Source organism: Saccharibacillus sp. O23 (assembly GCF_002205895.1).
GTDB lineage: Bacteria > Bacillota > Bacilli > Paenibacillales > Paenibacillaceae > Saccharibacillus.
In genome coordinates this window covers 409,749-426,304 of sequence record NZ_NJDE01000002.1, presented here as the reverse complement: position 1 = coordinate 426,304, position 16,556 = coordinate 409,749, and the positions used below count along the sequence as shown (strand labels likewise).

Annotated in this window: 16 protein-coding genes; 12 read left to right on the top strand and 4 right to left on the bottom strand. The window is 56.0% G+C overall.

Features of this window, described 5'->3' with window-relative positions:
- Positions 1-28: 28 nt before the first annotated feature.
- Positions 29-976, bottom strand: a complete 948-nt coding sequence (locus CDO73_RS03440) for an alpha/beta hydrolase (RefSeq protein WP_088487086.1) — start codon at positions 974-976, stop codon at positions 29-31.
- Between the two features lie 136 nt (positions 977-1,112).
- Positions 1,113-2,417, bottom strand: a complete 1,305-nt coding sequence (locus tag CDO73_RS03435) for a PQQ-binding-like beta-propeller repeat protein (protein WP_088487085.1) — start codon at positions 2,415-2,417, stop codon at positions 1,113-1,115.
- Positions 2,418-2,744: 327 nt separating this feature from the next.
- Here CDO73_RS03435 and CDO73_RS03430 point away from each other — a divergent pair, with 327 nt between their 5' ends.
- From CDO73_RS03430 to CDO73_RS03415, 4 genes are all read left to right on the top strand, one after another.
- Positions 2,745-3,695, top strand: a complete 951-nt coding sequence (locus CDO73_RS03430) for a tyrosine-type recombinase/integrase (RefSeq protein ID WP_088487084.1) — start codon at positions 2,745-2,747, stop codon at positions 3,693-3,695.
- 27 nt (positions 3,696-3,722) lie between these two features.
- The gene (locus CDO73_RS03425; protein WP_088487083.1) at positions 3,723-4,067 is read left to right on the top strand and encodes a hypothetical protein; all 345 of its coding nucleotides are present in this window, start codon (positions 3,723-3,725) and stop codon (positions 4,065-4,067) included.
- Positions 4,068-4,356: 289 nt separating this feature from the next.
- Positions 4,357-5,451 carry a DUF3900 domain-containing protein gene (locus tag CDO73_RS03420; protein ID WP_088487082.1) on the top strand — a complete coding sequence of 365 codons (1,095 nt, stop codon included), beginning with the start codon at positions 4,357-4,359 and terminating at the stop codon, positions 5,449-5,451.
- A gap of 54 nt (positions 5,452-5,505) precedes the next feature.
- Positions 5,506-6,597, top strand: coding sequence for a hypothetical protein (locus tag CDO73_RS03415; RefSeq protein WP_088487081.1), 1,092 nt, complete (start codon positions 5,506-5,508; stop codon positions 6,595-6,597).
- 124 nt (positions 6,598-6,721) lie between these two features.
- Here the strand turns inward: CDO73_RS03415 and CDO73_RS03410 are convergent, their stop codons facing one another.
- Positions 6,722-7,651, bottom strand: a complete 930-nt coding sequence (locus tag CDO73_RS03410) for an L-lactate dehydrogenase (protein ID WP_088487080.1) — start codon at positions 7,649-7,651, stop codon at positions 6,722-6,724.
- Between the two features lie 208 nt (positions 7,652-7,859).
- Between CDO73_RS03410 and CDO73_RS03405 the strand changes: the two genes are divergently transcribed.
- The 6 genes from CDO73_RS03405 to CDO73_RS03380 all read left to right on the top strand — a co-directional run bounded on the left by CDO73_RS03405 (position 7,860) and on the right by CDO73_RS03380 (position 12,403).
- Positions 7,860-8,228 carry a CidA/LrgA family protein gene (locus CDO73_RS03405; protein WP_088487079.1) on the top strand — a complete coding sequence of 123 codons (369 nt, stop codon included), beginning with the start codon at positions 7,860-7,862 and terminating at the stop codon, positions 8,226-8,228.
- Positions 8,209-8,898, top strand: coding sequence for an LrgB family protein (locus CDO73_RS03400; RefSeq protein WP_088487078.1), 690 nt, complete (start codon positions 8,209-8,211; stop codon positions 8,896-8,898). The genes CDO73_RS03405 and CDO73_RS03400 overlap by 20 nt, the downstream gene beginning before the upstream one ends.
- 106 nt (positions 8,899-9,004) lie before the next feature.
- The gene (locus CDO73_RS03395) at positions 9,005-10,309 is read left to right on the top strand and encodes a WD40/YVTN/BNR-like repeat-containing protein (protein ID WP_088487077.1); all 1,305 of its coding nucleotides are present in this window, start codon (positions 9,005-9,007) and stop codon (positions 10,307-10,309) included.
- A 212-nt stretch (positions 10,310-10,521) separates the two neighbouring features.
- On the top strand, positions 10,522-10,701 hold the full coding sequence (locus CDO73_RS03390; protein ID WP_088487076.1) for a hypothetical protein: 180 nt from the start codon (positions 10,522-10,524) through the stop codon (positions 10,699-10,701).
- 216 nt (positions 10,702-10,917) lie between these two features.
- The gene (locus CDO73_RS03385) at positions 10,918-11,664 is read left to right on the top strand and encodes an SDR family NAD(P)-dependent oxidoreductase (RefSeq protein WP_088487075.1); all 747 of its coding nucleotides are present in this window, start codon (positions 10,918-10,920) and stop codon (positions 11,662-11,664) included.
- Between the two features lie 343 nt (positions 11,665-12,007).
- Positions 12,008-12,403, top strand: a complete 396-nt coding sequence (locus CDO73_RS03380; RefSeq protein ID WP_088487074.1) for a spore coat protein GerQ — start codon at positions 12,008-12,010, stop codon at positions 12,401-12,403.
- 128 nt (positions 12,404-12,531) lie between these two features.
- On the opposite strand, the gene CDO73_RS03375 is transcribed toward CDO73_RS03380, so the two are convergent.
- On the bottom strand, positions 12,532-13,968 hold the full coding sequence (locus CDO73_RS03375; RefSeq protein ID WP_179218524.1) for a glycoside hydrolase: 1,437 nt from the start codon (positions 13,966-13,968) through the stop codon (positions 12,532-12,534).
- Between the two features lie 233 nt (positions 13,969-14,201).
- Here CDO73_RS03375 and CDO73_RS03370 point away from each other — a divergent pair, with 233 nt between their 5' ends.
- Together CDO73_RS03370 and CDO73_RS03365 are read left to right on the top strand one after the other, a co-directional pair.
- Positions 14,202-15,662: a DUF6892 domain-containing protein gene (locus CDO73_RS03370; protein WP_088487072.1), complete on the top strand. Its 1,461-nt coding sequence runs from the start codon at positions 14,202-14,204 to the stop codon at positions 15,660-15,662.
- Between the two features lie 57 nt (positions 15,663-15,719).
- Positions 15,720-16,550 (top strand): class I SAM-dependent methyltransferase, encoded by an 831-nt coding sequence (locus tag CDO73_RS03365; RefSeq protein WP_088487071.1) that lies wholly within the window; start codon positions 15,720-15,722, stop codon positions 16,548-16,550.
- The last annotated feature ends 6 nt before the right edge of the window (positions 16,551-16,556 follow it).

Sequence of the window (16,556 nt, the reverse complement as noted above, 5' to 3'; positions counted from 1 at the left end):
TTAAAGGGGCGGCTCTTGCTTTTGAAAATCAACCTTTCAGCCAAGCGTTCGCCAGCAGCAGCGCGCCTTTCTTGGCGTTGGTCTCGGCCAGCGCGTTCAGCATCACGAAATCGTGAATGATGCCTTGGAAACGGGCCGCCGTCACCGGAACGCCGGCTTCGCGCAGCTTGTTCGCGTAGGCTTCGCCTTCGTCGCGCAGCACGTCCGCTTCGCCGGTGATGACCAGCGCTTCCGGCAGGCCTTGAAGCTGCTCGGTCGTCGCGCGCAGCGGCGAAGCCGTGATCTGAGCGCGTTCTTCCGGATCGGTCGTATACTGATCCCAGAACCACTTCATGCCTTCCTTCATCAGGAAGTAGCCTTCCGCGAATTGGTTATACGAATCCGTATCGAACGAAGCGTCGGTTACCGGGTAGAACAGCAGCTGCTTGGCGATCTTCGGACCGCCGCGTTCTTTGGCCATCAGCGTGATCGCCGCGGTCATGTTGCCGCCGACGCTGTCGCCGCCCACGTAGAGTTTCGACAGATCGAAACCGCCTTGCTCTCCCTGCGCCGCGATCCATTCCAGCGTCGCGTAGATTTCTTCGATCGCGACCGGATATTTGCTCTCCGGAGATCGGCTGTAATTCGGGAACACGACCGCGACTTCCGCGCCGACCGTAAGTTCGCGGATCAGGCGGTCATGCGTATGGGCGTCGCCGAATACCCAGCCGGCACCGTGGATATAGAGCAGAACGGGCAGAGGACCGGTCGAGCCTTTCGGACGAAGAATCCGGATCGATACTTCGCCTTTCGGACCGCCGGAGATCGTTTTGTCTTCCAGATCGACGTCGGGCTTGGCGATTTCGCCGGACTGCACTTCGTCGACCGTCTCGCGGCCTTTTTCGGGTCCGAGATCGGACAGGAAAGGCGGCTTGGCGTTGTCGTCGGCGAATTTCTGGGCTGCAGGCTCGAGTACGGGTTTCTTAGAATCTGTCATGGGTCGAGACTCCTTTCGGGTGCTTGGCGCACCTCGGCAGATTGGCGATGCTTGGCTCCCTGAATATATACCGCAAAATTTAATTGTCTGAAACATAGTTCGGGTATTCGCATCCTCCGAAGCCTCTGCATGTCGTTTACGGCTTAAGCGTCGCCGGGCGTTTGACCGCGATCATTCGACCTTCCGATTGCACGATAATCATTCCGCCCGCCGACAACGTTTGCCCGTAGACCCGGCCGCCGGCATCGATCGAGCCCAGCGTTTTGCCGGAAGGAATATCGACCAGATAGAACTTCCCGTCGCTGAGTCCGACGTAAGCGCCCGTTCCGATCAGATCGAGGCGGGACACCGGATTGTCCGGCATATCGTAAGTTCGGGTCATTTTGCCGTCGAACCTTACCGCTTGAAGTTCAAGTCCGTTCTGCACGAAGAAGCGATCCATATAAGGTCCGGCCAAGAAAATCCCCCGGTCTTCGTAAGTCTTCGGTTTCTGCTTCGCAGGATCTTGATCGATCGCATACCGGTAAAGCACCGAAGAATAGCCGTCGATTGAATCTTTCGGATACTTTTCCATCGCGATATAGACGGAGTCGCCGTCGACGATCACTTCTTCCGCCTGTTGATACATGCCGTCCAATACCGTCACATAATCATAAGAAGCCGCGATTTTGCCCGTTTTGACGTTGACTTTGTCCAGTCGGGCCGCATATGTCGTATCCGGCATCGGCCAGGTGTCGCGCATATAGACATGGCCTTTGCGGTGATCCAGCACCATGCCGTGGCTGCCGCCGAGTTCCCATAGCGGTTTGCCGGTCTTCGGGTCGTAGCCGTAATAGTGCTCGGCAGTCAGCGCTCCGCTGACGGTAGCGGAGACGACCAACACGCCGTCGTATACGCCTGACACCCAAGCGGCCCAATCGCTTTGAGTCTCCTGTTTCCAAACCTGCTTGCCGCTGCTCGGACTGTAAGCCTTCAGCACGTGCGAGCCGCCCGCATACAGCATGCCGTTTGCCAGCGTCAAAGAAGCCTGCCCGTTTTTCGGATCGATGCCCGTTTTCGTTTTCCACAAGCTCTTGCCGGTCTTGGCGTTCAAGCCGACCAATTGGCCTTTGGCGTCGACGAAATACAGAGCGTTCTCGCCGACCGCCAGCTCGGAAGCTTTCGTATAAGCGGCGTTCCATTGTTCGCGTCCTGTCGCGGCGTTGACGGCGCGCAGTTTGCCTTTTGCCGAATAGACGATCAGATTGCCCATCGCGATCGCGTCGGAAGAATCCGTTTGCAGCGTCCAAGCCTTTTTTAACGGTTTTACGACATCGTTGGAAGCGGAAGAAATCCACGGGTTGGAATAAGACGTAAGCGGCGCGGCCGAAGCGGCAGGCATCAGAGACAAAGCCAAACTCGCGGAGAGTAGAAGAGTGAAGGTTCGTTTCGTTTTTTTCATGGTATGAAGCTCCTTTCAACATTTAAAATCATTTTAGTTAACTTAATTTTTGTTATGTAACCATAAACCGAATTCTTCGTATCATTTCATGAAAATGCCGAGCAAAGAAATAAAAAATAAGATCAGGGACGACCACGGGTTCTGATCCGCTACCACAGGCTTCACCTCGCTTTTCGTTATGGCCTCTTCGATTATTCAACGCTTCTCGACTCTCGAATGTTGCTTATTCCATTCAAGAATCTTGCGTCCGACCGCTCTCATAGTCCACAATATGTAGGAAGAAACTCGGGAGAGAAATCTGCCGGCACAGAACGGAGCGCGATGATCATGGCTACGATCCGGATACCGGACGACGAAGAATTCGAAGTTTACGCCGAATATCTGGAAGCGTTTCTGATGTGGATGCAGGACGCGGGATACACGGATTACACGCAGAAAAATTACTTGAGCGACGTGAAGCAGTTCCTGCTCGGACTCGGCGGACGACAGTTGGAAGACGCGAAGAAGATTCACGTCATGTCGTTCCTGTCGAACGCCAGACGCGCGGGAGCAGGAGACGCGACGCGGAACCGCAAGCATGCCGCCGTACACTGTTTCTACAAAGCGCTGATCGAACTCGAACTGCTGGAACATAACCCGGCGGTCGGGATCAAAAAAGCCAAGACCGAGAAGAATCGGGCCCCCGTCTACATGGACGAACGGCAGATCGGGGAGTTTCTTCAAGCGGTCGACGGCAAATACCGGGAACGCAACTTGGCGATTTTCCTGCTGATGGCCTATATGGGTCTTCGGGTCGGCGAGGTGCATGCGCTGAACGTCTCCCATTACAACGCGGAACGCAGATCGCTTCAGGTGTTCGGCAAAGGACGCAAATGGCGCACGCTGCCCGTGCCGGAAGCCGTCGCGAACATGCTGGAAGAAGCGATCGGGCAGCGTCTGTCTCCGTGGACGGATCGGGAGGAAGCGCTGTTCGTTTCGCAAAAAGGAAGACGGATGTCCATTCGCGCGATTCAGCAGCTCGCCGCCGACACGTTCGACCGGTTCCAGCAGGATCTGGAACCGCATCAACGCATTCCGTACTCCAGCCACAAACTCCGCCATTCGTTCGCCACCATGCTGCTGCGGCGGGGAGCCGATCTGCGCACGGTGCAGGAAATGCTCGGCCACTCTTCGATCCAGACGACGACCGTGTATACGCACGTTTCCGACCGGCAGAAGGAAGAAGCGATGAGCCGGCTGGATGTTAAGCTGCCGGGCGATCCGGGTAAGAACGTTTGACGCATATTTTAGAAGGAGGCGGTTAGAATGGGATTTAACCTCGGAGGATTGGGCGACGCATTCAACAAATTGAAGCAGGGAGATCTGGGCGGCTTAAGCGAGATGGTCAGCAAGCTCCCGCTGAACGAGATTCTCCAGAAGCTTCCTCTGGACCAACTGCTGAATTCGGAATTCCTGCAAAAGTATACGCCGTTCAAGTCCGCTGCGGAGATGCTTCAGAAATTCGGCATCGGCGGAAGCGATCCGAACGCGCTTCAAAGCGTGCCTCCGCAAGAGCTGGACGAGAAAGTCAATGCCAATACGCAGTTCGGCTCGATGCAGGAACTGCTGCAAAAAGGCTTGGAGTTCATGCAGCAGCGTCAAGGCAAGTAAACGTTCCGCAAGCGGAGACCGCTTCGGAATCGGGGCGACGGCGTTTCGGGAACGGGAAGACGGCAGCAGCAAGAAACCGATTGGCGCGGCTTTGTCGATTGCGACAAGCCGCTTTTCGGCGTGCGGCGAAAAGCCGCGGTTTTTTGCGTTAGCGGATTGTTCAAACGCGGTGCTCGTGCTATCGTAGGCAGACAGACGTTCGCGCTTTGAAGACGGCGCGCGGACGTTATCAAGGCTTCTCCGCCTACGATCGTTCCATAAGGCGGAAGCAGAAGGGGATTAAGGAATTATGCGTTTCGATATCGAATATTTGTCGTTCTTCGTCATTCAAGTCGAAGGACGCGAAGGGCAAGGCGCAAGAGGATACAAGCATTACCAGACCATGGATGATTACGATTACGAAGATAGTCCGGTGAAAAAGTTTCTGGACGGGGAATTTTCCAGGATCGCCAAACGCAAAGTCGAGAAAAACCCGCTGACCGAGCAGGCGCCGACCAAGATCGGAACCTTTATTGTGGAGCCGGGATACGAGCTGGACAGCAATCCGAACTTCAATATGTTCAACCGCATGCGCACGGCGGACGGCAAAGAAGATTTCAAGAACGCCTGCGACGATCTGGTCCGCAATTATCTGGACACCGGTTCCGTGCGCGGCGGAGCGTTGATTCTCTCCCGGGCGAAAATGACCACCCATTCCGACGATCCGTTTATTTTCGTCATGAAATGCGACTTCGAGAACAAGATCGCGCGCATCTCCGACGAGCGCAATCTGATCGACGAAGTCGAGATGGCGATCAGCACCAAAAGCATCAAGTCGATCATGTATCCGCATATGCCGGAAGCGGGCATGACCGAAGAATGGGAACTGAAGATTCACCAGCCTTCCCATGCCCGTTACTTCGAAGATTTCCTGAAATTCGTCGTCTACGAGCAGTCGGTCCCGGAGATCGTGACCGAGCGGGTGATGGAGTTCGTGCACAGCTACGTCGAAGAGAAATGGCCCGACGAATCCAGCGAAGAACGTCAGCGCGAAGAGCATGACTTGGAACTGTGGACGGCGAGCGACAAACGCGATCTTCAGCAAAAGTGGGAGCCGGAACAGGTGATGGAAGCGGCCGAGCGGATCACGGAGTTCCAACCGGACATCGAAGTCAAGTTCAAGCTCGGCAACACGCAGGTCAAAGGACTGTTGGCCGACTTCGGCTACGGGGTGCATATCACGCGCTTGAACGGTCGTTACGCGGTCATTCTGGAAGGCGAATCGTTCGTGTTCGACAAAGGCCATTCCCCGATCGAGCTGCTTCAACCCGAAGATTTCCGCACCGTGGCCGAACGGCTGCTGGAACGGCGGGAAGAACGCGATGACGACGGGCTGCCTTACTGATCGCGTCGACGGCAAGAAGCCAAGTCCAACTGGGATACAAGGGAGGAGAGCCCCTTGAACAAACGCGGAAAACCGGATTCGCTGTCGGGTATCCGAAGCGGCCCTGCCGGCGGCGTGCGCGCTTTGTCGCATGAAGAAAGCGCGCATTACGCTTCGCTCGCGCTGGAGCATATCGCGAGCGAACGGCCGGATATCGATCCGGCGGAGCTGCTGCCGATTCGAGCGGTGGAGCTGGATAACGACGAGATGCTGTTGGAATACGCGCGCCATCATGCCGGAATTCCCCTGTACCGGGGACCTCGATTATTCATTCGGATGAAAGCTTCCGGAGGACTTCAAGATCTGCGTACCGATTGGAACGCCTGCCGGTTCGACGCTCCGCCGGACGAATACGGGCCGCCCGCGGCCATACGGCCGCCGGAAGACGCTTCTTGCGTCCGCGGAACGTACGCGCTGGACGTATCGGGCGTTCTGCCGTTCTATTTGTGCCCGCCGCGCTTGTTCGATCGGACAGGAAAACAGATGCCCAGCGGCGAGAAGTTGGGTCCGTGGGAATGGATCGACCTGCGGGGCGGCGCATCGGCCAAACGAAGCGCTTCCGCCCCGATCCGGACTTTGCACGGCAGGATTCCGGCGGCCGATTCCCGGCGATCGGAGCCGCTGGATCGCGAAGAATTAAGAAGGGCGCGCGCGGCTTCGCTCGATTACCTGCTTCGCAGCGCCAAGCCCAAAGCGTACCGCTGGGCTTTTCTTGCGGGCAAGGAGCGATCGTCTTTCCGGGCCCGAGGCGGCGGCTTCGTGCAGATTCGCGTCTACCGGTTGGTGCACGGACTTCCCGTGCTCGGCGCCTGCCTCGATCTCTATGTCGAACGCCGCAGCGGACGTCTCGCGGCGGCTTCCGACGAATTGCATTTCCGCCGCGTGCGTCCCGAGCGCTTCGCCGAAGCGATGGCCAAACCGGTTCTGAATCCCGCGGAAGCTTGGGCAAAGCTGCGCGGCCAGATTCGCGTCATGCCGTATTACGTGGTCACGGGTACGGACGCGCAGGGCATCGCTCAAGCCGCGTTGATGTGGATCGAAGAAAGCGAGTTCGTTTGCGACGCGTCTTCGGGGAAACTGGTCCGCGCGGAAATCGTGCGGGTATGACCGCGCCTAAGATCGTCGTAAACGACGAAAACCCCTTAACTCCGCGAAGAGAGTTAAGGGGCTTTTTAGGCTGCAATCGGATTCGAATTCACGCGCAGAGCGAAACCGAAGACCGCAAGCGCGATTACAGATTCACTTTCGCGATTTCCGATTTGAGCTTTTCCGCCGAAGCGTTCAGCAGTTCCAACTCTTTGTCGTTCATCGGGATCTCCAGATGTTCGCGCACGCCGGTGCTGTCCACGACGCAAGGCAGACCGAGATAGACGTCGGAGATGCCGTGATAGTTGTCCAGCAGCGTCGAGACGTTGAGCACCGAACTTTCGTTCTGAAGGATCGCCGTCACGATCCGGTCCAGCGCAAGCGCGATCGCGTAATACGTCGAACCTTTGGCGTTGATGATCGCGTAAGCCGCGTTCTTCGTATTGTCGAAGATTTCGTCCTGCACGTTTTCCGGCAGGTTCAGCGCGGCGCCGGCGACGTTCGCCATGCTCCATACCGGCAGTTCGGAATCGCCGTGTTCGCCGATGATGTGCGCGTGAATGCTGCGCGGATCGAGATGTTTCTGTTGGCCGATCAGATAACGGAAGCGCGCGCTGTCGAGCAGCGTGCCCGAACCGATGACGCGGTGAGCCGGCCAGCCGCTTTTCTTGTACGAGACGTACGAGAGAATATCGACCGGATTCGTCGCGACGAGGATAATGCCGTTATCGTTGTATTTCACGATATTGCCGATGATCTGGTCGAAAATGCCCGCGTTGCGGTTGAGCAGATCGATCCGGGTCTCGCCCGGACGCTGCGCCGCGCCTGCCGCGATGATGATGACGGCCGCGTCTTTGCAGTCCGAGTAATCGCCTGCCCATACCTTGACCCCGCCTACGAACGGCAGGCCGTGGTTCATGTCGAGCGCTTGGCCGAGCGCCAACTCTTTGTTGACGTCGATCAGAACGAGTTCGGTCATGCGCTGCCTGAGCAGCAGGGTGTAAGCGGTCGTGGCTCCTACGTCGCCCGTGCCGATCACGACGACGCGGCGGGAACGCGAGGATGTGGTAGTCATATCCAATTCACTCCATTTCTTCGACTTATAGGGTTGGAAGGCGCAAAAAAGGGCCTCTCAACTTTGTAACCAGTTTACACGGTAAAAAGCCACCTGTCACGAAATTGTGTCAAAAGTCTTTGCGCGTATCCCGCACGCTTTTGTTATAATGGAAAAATGTTTGAACAAGTATCCGGGGCAATTCCCGGCGGAAAAGAGGTTGACAGTCATGCGGGGGTTTGCGATTCTGCTGGGATTCAGTCTGGCCGGAGTGCTTCTGCACGATACGCTTCATTTGCCGCTTCCGGGCAATGTCATCGGCCTGATGCTGTTCGTGGCCGCATTGTTCGGTAAAGTCGTGAAGCTGGAATGGGTAGAAGATTCGGCCAATTTGTTGACGGGCCATCTGCTGCTCTTTTTTATTCCTTATGTCATCGGGGCCGCTGCCCTGATTCCGTTTATCGGTCATGATGCCGTGGCGATCGGCGTCGGCGTCGTCGGAAGCACGTTCGCCGTGCTCTGGATAACCGGGACGGTCGCGAAGAAGACGACGCCCGAACAAAAGGAGGACGAACAACGTGCAAAGTTTTCTGCATGATCCTCTTTTCGGTTTGACTTTGACGATCGCGGCCTACGTCTCGGCGAAAGCTATTCATAAGCGTCTGCGTTGGCTCCACCCGATTCTGGGCAGCAGCGCGATCATTCTGGTCGTCCTTGTCGTTCTGGGCTTTCCGGTCCGCGACTTCCAAGGCGAGGTCGGCATGCTCACGACGCTGCTCGGTCCGGCGACCGTCGCGCTCGGCGTTCCGATCTATAAGCATCGCGCGTTGATTCGCGAACGGCTCGCGACGGTCACGGTATCCGTGTTGGCCGGTTCGGTCACGGGCATCGTCAGCGCCGGATTGTTGGTCTTTCTCGCGCGCGGGTCGCACGAAGTGCTGCTCAGCATGCTGCCGAAGTCGGTCAGCTCGCCGATCGGGATCGAGATCTCCAAAGCGCTCGGCGGCGCGCCGGAGCTGTCGGTCATGTTCAGCGTGATTACCGGCGTGCTCGGGGGCGTGTTCGGTCCGGCTTTTCTCTACAAAACGGGGCTGCGAGATCCGGTGGCGATGGGCCTGGCGATGGGCAGCGCCGCGCACGGTTTCGGCACCGCTCGCAGTTTGCAGGAGTCCGAGACGGCCGGAAGCTTCAGCGCGCTCGCGATGGGTCTGTCGGGCATCGTCACTTCGCTGCTGTTCGTGCCGATCTACATCTGGCTCGGCCGCTGATCGGCTTCCAGATCCGTACTTGGTGCGCTCCGGGCCTTTTATGCTATAATGACGAAGGATTTGTGCTCCATATCCAATTATCCGGAATCATGAGGGGGCGGCTGCATTGCGAATCGAGCGGAGGGCGCTGCTGCCCGTGCTGGCTATATTGCTGTTGGCGTCGATCGTATTAAGCGCATGCAACGGGGAATCTTCGGAGGGCGAGACGGCATCCGAACCGACGGTTCAGAATGCGACGGCCGACGATGTCGGAGGTCAAGAGATCACGTTGGTCGAGCCGGAAACGAGCGGAAACGCCCAAAATCAACATGAAGAATACGTGGTGCAGACCCGGTTGACGGAGATGCATCTATTCGACGATAAGACGGGGATGGCTTGGGGACTTACGCGCAGCGCGCTGCGCATGTATTTGACGCAGAACAACGGGAAGAATTGGACGCCTTTGTCGCCGTCCGAGCAGGTCGCGTTTTCGGCGGTACCCGAATACGGCAAAGACGTATTCTTCACCGACCCGAAACACGGCTGGGTCGTACGCAGCGCGGGAAGCACGGAAGATACGTTGGTGCTGCGCACGACGGACGGCGGAGAGAATTGGGCTTTGGCGACATTGGGGCGCGTGGACGAGCTTCCGGTTTCGTTCTATTTTACCGACAAGAAAAAAGGATGGCTGCTCACCAGCAAGACTTCGGCGACGGTCGGAAGAGAAGACAAGACGTTATACCGGACGCTGGACGGCGGCGAGAGCTGGTTGACGGTGATGCGTACGGTAAGCGGGGCGCAGCCGGGCGGATCGTTGACCCCGCTGCCGGAACTCGGCTATGTCTCGGGCATGCATTTCGAATCGGACGGAAGCGGCTATGCGACGATGTCGGAACTGGGCCGTCCTTCGGTCTACCGAACGAAGGACGGAGGCAAAAACTGGACCAAATCGAAGGCGTTCTTCACTTCGAGCGACGAGAAGATGGAGACCTGCGATGCCGCCGTAAACGGCAAGCCGCAATCGTATGCCGAGCAAAAAGGATCTTGGGTACCCGTGGGATGCAAGCAGCGCGATACGGTGCAGTACAGCGGCTATTTCACGGCGAACAACGGAATCGCTTGGAACCGCGTCGCGTTCAAGCTGCCTGCGCAGACCGCGCTTAATCCGTCCGTCTCGCCTGTTTTTTACGATCGTTCGAACGGGTGGATGGCTCGCGGCTCCCAGATCTATCGCACCAAAGACGGCGGAGCGAACTGGAACCTGCTGCCGGAGAGCGAGAAACTCGCCGAGAACATGGAGAAGTATCCGGAGATCTTCCAGCTCGACTTCGTCTCGGACCGAGTCGGCTGGATTTTGATCGGCAAAACGGAGCTTCGTCGATCTCTATTGATGCAAACGTTGGACGGCGGATTGACTTGGCATGTATTGTAGCAGCAAGAAGCAAAGACGACGAAAAGACGTGTTCCCGAAAAGGAGGACGTTTTTCTTTTTTATCATTAATGTGAAATAAATCACATACGCGAGCGAAAAAATCTGTTATTTTTTAAATATAAAGAATGCAACAAAACAAAACGACAGACGAGCGCTTCGTCCACCTACAACGAGCATCCCGACCTTTTAAACTAATCGAGGAGTGATTCCAAATGACAACCGCAACCAACCAACTGACTCGCAACTACTTGAATCTTTGCTATAACTGCCAAGACGCTCACCTCTGCGAAAGCGAAGAACAATGCTTGGCTTGCTGGGCCGAACAAGGCGTGTTGGAAGAAGAAACAGAAGCTGCCGAAACAAACAAATTGCTGAATCTGTATTACGCGTAACGCAAGACTCCCGTTTTCGGAACCCGATCATCCCGTGCAGCTTTTCAAGTGAATTAATTCACAATAATATAAAGATCGGTTCAGAAGTCTTTCGCCTCTCACCTCCGCGAAGGACTTTTTTGCCGTGCGGCGATCCGGCAGGAGATCGAGAACGTTTTGCACGGCCGCAACTTCGGTTAATCATACAATGATATCAGAAAGGAAGGAGTGCGCGACATGAATGTTGAATCGATGACCGTGATCGTCACCGGCGCCGCGCAAGGCATCGGGAAGGCGATTGCTCAGAGCTACGCGCAGCGGGGAGCACGCGTCGTGCTTGCCGATAAACTCGAAGCCGAAGGCGCGGCGGCGGCGGCTGAAATTCGGAATTCCGGAGGCGAAGCGATCTTCGTGCCTTGCGACGTGTCGAAAGAAGCGGATATCGCGCATCTGATGCGCGAAGCGATCGGGACATACGAACGAATCGATATTCTGATCAATAATGCCGGGTTCGGCATCTGGAAATCTCCTTACGAATTGACGGTCAAAGAATGGGACGACGTGCTGAATACCAATGTGCGCGGAACTTTTCTGGCGACGCGCGAAGCGGCTCTGCATATGCGCAAGAACGGCAGCGGCTGCGTCGTGAATCTGTGCTCGACCCGCGCGCATATGTCGGAGCCGAACTTCGAAGCTTATGCCGCATCCAAAGGGGCCGTGCTTGCGCTTACCCATTCTCTGGCGATCTCTCTGGGCGGCGACGGCATTCGGGTCAACTGCATCAGTCCCGGCTGGATCGACACGGGCGAGTACGAGCAGCTTCGGGAAGAAGATCACCGGCAGCATCCTGCGGGCAGAGTCGGCAGACCGGAAGATGTAGCGCGCGCCTGCTTGTATTTGACCGACCCGGAAAATACGTTCCTCACGGGAACGGAATTGGTTCTGGACGGCGGCATGACGCGCAAGATGATTTATGCCGAATGAAGCCGGAAATCGAACCGGATCTCCGAAATTCAAGATTCGAAGCAGGTTTCGGTCGGTGGCAGGTTAACTTCTATTTTTCGCGATTTTAGGTCGAATAAAGCGAACGGCGGTACTTCTGCTGTTCGCTTTTTTGACATGGAAACAGGTTTTTTCGTTATTTTGCCATATTCGATGTAAAAATAAGGTTTGATCTTCCTTTTCAAGGGTAATAGAAAGGATATGAAGCATACGTTGTGCCCTAATCGCAATTTTGCCTTCTCACAAATTGCCTGTACGGACGGCCGGACGTGAACGCGTCTTCATCCATCGCGGACTTCCGCGCAAAATACGAGGAGGGATTGATATGGAATACTCTTATTCGCCCGTGACTTATCGGATCGGCAGCGGGCTGGCCGGCAGAAGCAGTGCGGGATTCCGCAATTCGATGGCGAGATCGGGAGCGCCGATGATCGAAGCTTCCATTCCGCAGACCAACTACGAACAGCCGAACGTGATTTCCACGCTGCAGAACAATCTGGGCCGCAGCGGAATTTTCTACATGATTCCGGGCATGAACGCGGGATTCTCCCAGGCTTCGATCGAAGGCCGGCTCGAGGCGGCGGGCAGCGATCATATCGTACTCAGCGCCGAATACGGTCAACGGACCGTCGTTCCGCTCAATTGCATCGATTATGTCGTGTTCAGCGATACGACCGGTTATTTCTATTCCGGCAACGAAGCCTTCTTCGCCGGTCAGTAACAGAATTCGTCGACGATGAACGGACTCTAAACAAAGCGAGGTTTCGATTCCTGATGGATACTTCCATATGAAAGCCCCTTCGACCTGACGACAGGAGAAGGGGCTTTTCGATTGGAAACGGCGATCGCTCAGCGAGGTAAGCCTTCGATGACGTAAGTGGTGACGGAAGCGGGAGGGACTTCGGCCGTAAACGTGCCGTCTTGCAGCGCGATCGGCTCGAGTTTCGCTAGATTCTCGTCGGCCGAGGTGCGGTAAACGCGAACTTTTCCGCAAAACGCCGGGTCTGGCAGATCCCGCAGCCGGTAACGATGCATCGCGGGTTCGGTCTCGCTTTCGTTGTAGGTCACGATTACGAGACGGTCGGCGTCCGCGGATACGGCGGCAAGCGAACATTCGCCTTGAACGTCTACCACGGCGCTGCCCGGTCGGATGAATCGGCTGTAGTTGGCGAGCGCGTAATACTGCTTATACATCCGATACGATTCTTTTTCGTTATGTTCGAACGGAGCGAAGATCAATCCCCATGTGCTGACATCGCTTTCTACCGCCTGCCAATAGACCCAAGCTTCGGCCTGCATCGTTTTTAAATCTTTGGCGACGCCGCGAGCCAGCTTAAGAGCGCCGCTCATCGAGCGGGAGTCCGGAACGGGATGCTCGCCGTTCTCGAATCCGACTTCGGACATCCAGAGTTTTTTTCCGTCGGCGTGCACGGCCTGCCTGAAAGCAGTCGGGTCATAAGAAAAATCGTTGTAAGTATGCGTGTTGACCTGAGGAATTCGCGCTTTGGTTTCGTCCGAGAACGCTTCCCATGTGGCGCGCGCCATCTCCACGAACGATTCGTCGGATGCGCTGAGGCTCGTCTCGTGCAGGCCGGCATTTCGCAGCGCGTCGAAAGCTTCGCGAAGCACTAACTCCTGTTGACGAGCCAGAATCTGAGCGCCTTCTTGTTTGGTGATTCGATATTTCCACCAACCCGCTACCGGTTCGTTAAAAGGAGCCAACGTGCGGAAAACGATATTCCATTCGTCGCGGAAATGACGCAGCACATCGACCAGATAACGGGCAAAGTCGCCTTCCGATCCGTCTCGAAGATTATCGCCGCCGTTCGGTCCGCCCGTAGTGCAGCCGGCCGCGCCGTCAGGCGAGGAAGGATCGTAAGAACAGGTCATCCACCAAGGCGGGCAGTTGGAGAACGCTTCGAAGATCGGAGAATCCGCGGTCGTTTGGATTTTCTGCAAAATAGCCCGTTGATTGGCGTCGCGAGACCAGTCCCAAGAGCCGTCTTCGCTTTGATAAGACAGAATCGCTTTGCCGTAATCCAAATAAGGGTCATTCGCGTCTTTCGTTCCGCCGATGTTATACCGCGCGATCGTCATGCCTAACCCTTGCTCCGCGGAATACAGCTTGTCCACGATTTCCTGCTGCCGTTCTTCGCTCCAACCTCCCAACACGTTGGCCCACCATGCCAGCGACGTTCCCCAACCTTCGAAAGTCTGGGCGCGCGCGTACGGAGACACATCGACCGTAACCGGATCGCGCAGCTCAGGCTGCCCGTTGTTTGCCATCGTCATCCTCCTTCGAATGGTACCTCGTATGGTTCCGCTTTCATTATACAACCGATCGGTCGGAGCGGGAATCGGGAGAAACGCGAATCGAGGCGAATCGTCAAAATTTGAATAGATTCCAAAAAGCTGGACTGGTACAGCACATGAACAAAATGATAATATAATAGGTACAAAATTTATAGTAGTGGACCTAGATCGCTCGGTCAACGCATTATGTACGGGGAGGAAATATCATGACCAAGCTCCATACCCTGCTTCGGGCTCAGCCCGACGAGGAGCCGCCGGAACTCTCGCAAAAGCTGTTGAACCGGCTTCAGGGATTTACCCCCGAATCGGAGGGCCGTGCTTTGATCGAGGCTTCGATCGAATGGGTGGACGATTTCGAGCTTGTGCAAGAGATCCAAAAGCGCGTGGACGAACGAATAAACGAGGCCTGGTCGATGTTTGTCCTGTTAACCGCCGAGGAACGCGCATGGTTTTACGATGTGATGCTTGACGCCTTGGAACAAGAAAAGTTCGTCGATCCGCGATCGGCACGCCGAACGGCCAAGCTGGCGGAATTATTCGCGCTGAGAAAAGCGTCTCTCGAAAGCTCTTATGCATTGAGGGAAGAACTTCGTTCTCGCCATGCCCGAGTGCTTAAACTGCTTGCCGCATGGAATACGAAAGGAGCGCTGCTCTCGCCGGAGGATCCGGTTTTTCGCGGGCTGTCGTGCTCTGCCGCGTCGCTGTTCGAAGTTTATTTCAATCATCCTCACTATATGGACGACGACGATCTTCGGGTCGAAGCCTCGATGCTTCTTCCGCGATTGATTCGAACCTTCTATCCGGCTTGTACGCCCGTGCATGTCTACATGCTCGGTTATCATCCCGATTATCTGGCCGAAGTCGCGGGGCTGATCGATTTCTATCTAAGCTTGGATCTGACGAAGGACGCCAAAGGAAAAGCTTATTACAATCTGGCTTCTTCGTTCTTCGGAGAAGGTTCGCCGGTGCTCGAACGCGGAATCGCTCCCGTGCTGGAGCTTCTAGAGCAGCGGATGCCCAACTGGTCCGACTCGCAGTTCGACGAATTCGTCGACGTGTTCGTCTACTATCCGCTGCTTCGGCAGCCGCTGCTTCAGTTCGCGAGATCGACGGATCGGAGGCTTGTTCTGGAGCTGGTCGCGGCGCAGAAGCGCCATACTCCGCGCGCCGTCAAAGTCGTCGATACGTTGTGCGAAGCCAATGCGATGATCGCCCGAATCCAAGCCGACGGCATGCCCTGCCGGGAAGGCGGAGTAGCTTTTGCGGACTTCAATTTCAAGCTTGCCGTGATCGAAGAGTTGATGTATAAACAGCAGGTGCTTCGGCCGCAATTCGATATCGGCGTGTTTATTCAAGAATACGCGATGCGCAGGATCTCGATTGCCGAAGAAGGCGATCGTCCGATTCCGGAAGTTCGCGAATATTTCGAGCGTCTCGCGCTGACGGAACAGGATCTCTCCCTTGTCACCAAACTGGTGATCGGGACCGGGCAGCAAGTTCAGCAGCAAATCATTCCGTTCTGGAACGGAGAAGACGGTTATTTCGACGTGCATTCGCTCGAAGACTTGCGGCATCTGCCGAATCTGAGCGTCATGCAAGCCGGCGATCTGCTCAAAGCGGATCTTCCGCCTTCGAACGAAAACGACCTGATATGGGTCAGAATTTAGAAAAGGGAAGGCGCATCGGCACCAGCACGAAGCGATGCGCCGGAGAGGATATACGTCATGAACGATGCACAACCAAACGATAAGAGGAACGATTCCGCAGAAAGACCGGAAAGCGAACCTACTCAACTTTTTAACGAAGAAGCTTGGAACCGGGAGACTTACGACGCGTGGGTTCGGCGTTTCGGAACGCCCGAAGAAGCGGCGGCGCGAATCGCCAAGCAGCCGAGCAAATCGTTATCGGTGTTGGGAGAAGCGATCGGCGAGCCTGACGGCAAACGCATCATGAACCTGATGGGCTCCAACGGAAGCAAAGCTGTCGCATTAGCGCTGCTCGGGGCTTCGGTCGCCGTCGTGGATTTCTCGCCGGGAAATCGGCGTTACGCGCTGGAGCTGGCCGAAGCCGCCGGAGTTTCGCTCGACTATACGGTTTCCGACGTCTTGAAGTTGGATACGGACAAGCTGGCGGGAACTTACGACGTCGTATTCGCGGAAATGGGCATCCTGCATTATTTTACGGATCTGACTCCGTTTATGCGGTTGGCCGAGACGCTGCTCGCGCCGGGCGGACGATTCGTGCTGCGCGATTTCCATCCGGTCTCGACCAAACTGATCTCTTCCCGGGGGACGACGGCCAAGATCCGCAAGCATAAAGTGGACGGCGATTACTTCGACACGTCGCTCGAAGAGCAGGAAGCGTCTTTCGCCAAATACGCCGAAGGCGAATCGCCGAGAGTGCTGCTTCGCAAATGGAATCTCGGCGAGATCGTGACGGCAGTGGCGCAAAGCGGATTGACCTTAGCCGTTTTGCGCGAAGAACCCAATCTGTCCGGCGACAGTTTCGACCGGGGAATCCCCAAGACGTTCACGCTGATTTGCCATAAAAATTAAGAGTAT

What these genes read in the sequence shown, in the direction of transcription:
- CDO73_RS03380 (WP_088487074.1), top strand. Translation starts at nt 12,008, where the DNA reads ATGGAATACTCTTATTCGCCCGTGACTTATCGGATCGGCAGCGGGCTG.
- CDO73_RS03370 (WP_088487072.1), top strand. Translation starts at nt 14,202, where the DNA reads ATGACCAAGCTCCATACCCTGCTTCGGGCTCAGCCCGACGAGGAGCCG.
- CDO73_RS03425 (WP_088487083.1), top strand. Translation starts at nt 3,723, where the DNA reads ATGGGATTTAACCTCGGAGGATTGGGCGACGCATTCAACAAATTGAAG.
- CDO73_RS03405 (WP_088487079.1), top strand. Translation starts at nt 7,860, where the DNA reads ATGCGGGGGTTTGCGATTCTGCTGGGATTCAGTCTGGCCGGAGTGCTT.
- CDO73_RS03440 (WP_088487086.1), bottom strand. Translation starts at nt 976, where the DNA reads ATGACAGATTCTAAGAAACCCGTACTCGAGCCTGCAGCCCAGAAATTC.
- CDO73_RS03390 (WP_088487076.1), top strand. Translation starts at nt 10,522, where the DNA reads ATGACAACCGCAACCAACCAACTGACTCGCAACTACTTGAATCTTTGC.
- CDO73_RS03385 (WP_088487075.1), top strand. Translation starts at nt 10,918, where the DNA reads ATGAATGTTGAATCGATGACCGTGATCGTCACCGGCGCCGCGCAAGGC.
- CDO73_RS03375 (WP_179218524.1), bottom strand. Translation starts at nt 13,968, where the DNA reads ATGGCAAACAACGGGCAGCCTGAGCTGCGCGATCCGGTTACGGTCGAT.
- CDO73_RS03410 (WP_088487080.1), bottom strand. Translation starts at nt 7,651, where the DNA reads ATGACTACCACATCCTCGCGTTCCCGCCGCGTCGTCGTGATCGGCACG.
- CDO73_RS03430 (WP_088487084.1), top strand. Translation starts at nt 2,745, where the DNA reads ATGGCTACGATCCGGATACCGGACGACGAAGAATTCGAAGTTTACGCC.
- CDO73_RS03365 (WP_088487071.1), top strand. Translation starts at nt 15,720, where the DNA reads ATGAACGATGCACAACCAAACGATAAGAGGAACGATTCCGCAGAAAGA.
- CDO73_RS03420 (WP_088487082.1), top strand. Translation starts at nt 4,357, where the DNA reads ATGCGTTTCGATATCGAATATTTGTCGTTCTTCGTCATTCAAGTCGAA.
- CDO73_RS03435 (WP_088487085.1), bottom strand. Translation starts at nt 2,417, where the DNA reads ATGAAAAAAACGAAACGAACCTTCACTCTTCTACTCTCCGCGAGTTTG.